Annotated in this window: 1 protein-coding gene and 1 pseudogene; one reads left to right on the top strand and one right to left on the bottom strand. The window is 70.4% G+C overall.

Going from position 1 to position 1051, the window contains the following annotated elements; translation table 11 throughout:
• A pseudogene (locus tag FGF04_RS40550) lies at nucleotides 1-249 on the bottom strand (hypothetical protein); the annotation flags it as partial.
• Nucleotides 250-366: 117 nt separating this feature from the next.
• On the opposite strand from FGF04_RS40550, the gene FGF04_RS39435 reads away from it, so the two are divergent.
• Complete coding sequence (locus tag FGF04_RS39435; RefSeq protein WP_149516198.1) at nucleotides 367-1035, top strand: ScbR family autoregulator-binding transcription factor; 669 nt, start codon at nucleotides 367-369, stop codon at nucleotides 1033-1035.
• The last annotated feature ends 16 nt before the right edge of the window (nucleotides 1036-1051 follow it).

Consider the following 1051-nt stretch of genomic DNA (forward strand, 5'->3'; position numbering starts at 1 on the left):
CCCGTAGTGGGCGCGCACCACCTCCACCCCCGCACGCGGCACCCGCCCGTAGTGGGCGCGCACCACCTCCACCCCCGCACGCGGCACCCGCACCCGGGAGGGATCGCGCGCCAGCACCCGCACCGCCCGCCCGGCCGGCAGCTGCTCCAGCGCCAGCCGCCCCACCGTGCCTGTCGCCCCCGTCACCAAAATCATGCGTCCCCCGTCGTCGACCGCCGCCGAACAGACGTCGCGGTCCGCTTTCTTCACCGAAAAAGTCGTCCGGCGCACAGACCTCGGCGTGCACCCTGTTGTAAGATACATACTTGACGGTTTTTTTGAGTAGGGGTTCACGTGACCCAGCGACTTCGGGAACGGTAGGAGAAAGTGGTCAAACAGGATCGGGCGGTCCGTACGCGCCAGGCCATCCTGGCGGCAGCCGCAAAGGTGTTCGAGGATCGTGGGTACCAGGCCGCCACCATCACCGAGATCCTCGCCACCGCCAACGTGACGAAGGGCGCGCTGTACTTCCACTTCGAGTCCAAGGAACACCTGGCCCAGGGCGTCCTGGCCGAACAGGACCAGCGCCTGGTGGTGCCCGCCCGCCACTCCAAGGTCCAGGAGGTCGTCGACACCGTCGCGCTGCACGCCCACCGCCTGCAGACCGACCCCATGGTCCGGGCGGGCGTGCGGCTGTCGCTGGACCAGCAGGCGACCGAACTGGACCGCAGCGGCCCCTTCCTGCGCTGGAGCGAGATCGTCCTGGGGCTCCTGGAGGAGGCGCGCGGGGAACTGCTGCCCCACGTGGTCCCCTCCGAGACCGCGGACGTCCTGGTGGGCTCCTTCGCCGGCGTGCAGGCCATGTCGCAGATCATCAGCGGCTACCAGGACCTGGACCGGCGCGTCTCCCAGCTGCTGCGCCACATCCTGCCCAACGTGGTACTGGCCTCGGTCCTCGCCACCGTGGACCTGTCCGCGGGCCGCGGCGCCGCGGTCTACGAGGAAGCCTCCCGCGCCGCCACAGCGCCGGAACGCGCGGTACTCACCGCCGGCTGAACACCCGCCCGAGCCC

The sequence above is a fragment of the Streptomyces apricus genome, from assembly GCF_008369065.1.
GTDB classification, from domain to species: domain Bacteria; phylum Actinomycetota; class Actinomycetes; order Streptomycetales; family Streptomycetaceae; genus Streptomyces; species Streptomyces apricus.